The sequence below is a fragment of the Kitasatospora sp. NPDC057512 genome (assembly GCF_042802135.1).
Lineage (GTDB): Bacteria > Actinomycetota > Actinomycetes > Streptomycetales > Streptomycetaceae > Kitasatospora.
Genome location: NZ_JBHVET010001264.1, coordinates 1 through 1187 on the forward strand (window position 1 = coordinate 1; position 1187 = coordinate 1187).

At 78.8% G+C, this 1187-nt stretch carries 1 protein-coding gene; it reads right to left on the reverse strand.

All coding sequences use genetic code 11. The features are described 5' to 3' along the window. Positions 1 to 23: 23 nt before the first annotated feature. Positions 24 to 968, reverse strand: coding sequence for a hypothetical protein (locus ACFU6K_RS39375; RefSeq protein ID WP_380671534.1), 945 nt, complete (start codon positions 966 to 968; stop codon positions 24 to 26). Between the last annotated feature and the right edge of the window lie 219 nt (positions 969 to 1187).

The following is a 1187-nucleotide window of genomic DNA, read 5'->3' on the forward strand; positions in this document are numbered from 1 at the left end:
CGTCTCCCTCCCGGAGGACGGGGTCAGGGGGCCGGTGACCGCCTGCCCGACACCCCGGCGGCGCGGTGGCACAACTCGACGAGGGAGCCGAGGAACTGGCCGCCGTACACGCCGGCGGCGGCGCAGGGATCCGTGTCGGCCGCCTGGCCGCCGGACGGCCGTCCGGCGTCGGGAGCGGGCCGCGGTCGGGAGCCTGCGGCCGGGAAGCCCGGTCGCCGCCCCGGGCTCGGCACCGGTGTGCGCCCCGGCCCGCCGTCGCCCTGGTCGGCGGCCTGGTCCTCCTGGTCGCCCGCGGACCCGGCGTCCGGCGCGGGGACGGGCTCCGCGGTCGCGAGCTCCGACGGGGACGGCACGGGGACCGGCACCGGGGAGGCCGAGGGCGCGGAGCGCTCCAGGACTCCCACGACGGCGGGGGAGGCCGGCTGGTCGTCGGGGACCGGTCGCGGGCCCATCCCGAGGTAAGCCCGCGGGCCGGCGTCCGCCGCTCCCGAGAGCAGTGCCGTCGCGAGGACGACCGCGACGACGGTGCCGCGTCCGAACGCCCGGACCGGGGACGGGCAGCCGGGTGGCCGCCGGGCGCCGGGGACCACCAGAGGCACCGCCGAGGGGGCGGCCGCCGCCGACTCCGCCCGGCGCCGGCAGACCTCCGCGTTGCGCGACGCCGCCCACTGCTCCGACGCGCCCAGCCCGGCCCACGCGGTGGCGGCCACGGCGAACAGGTCGGCCGCCCGCAGGGGGTCTCCGCCGACCGCCGCGACGTACGCCCGCACCTCCTGGGCGCGCAGCGTCTCGGGATGCAGGGCGCCGCGCTCCAGGGCGACGTACCGGTGGAGCTCCTCGGCCAGGCGGCTCGCGAGGGCCGTGTTCCCGGCCTCCATGGCGCCCCGGATCAGGGCCACCTGGGGCGCGTAGGCGGCCGGCAGCCTCTCGGCGGCCGTCCTTGACGACGTGTCGGCCGTATCGGTCATGGGCCCCTCGCAGGTGGTTCTCCGAACGATGGATGACGTCACGTATACCGGTCGGGGCCACCCCGGGCCGGTGCGCTGTCAGCCCATCGGGTGAATCGTCACCGTCCGGTCCACGGAAGTCCTCCGGCGTTCGGGCCGCTCCGGTAAGGCGCCGCCCGGCCCGGCCGCCGGTCGGCGCCCCCGTGGCGTCACCGCGCCGAAATCGCCTCTTCGAGTGAT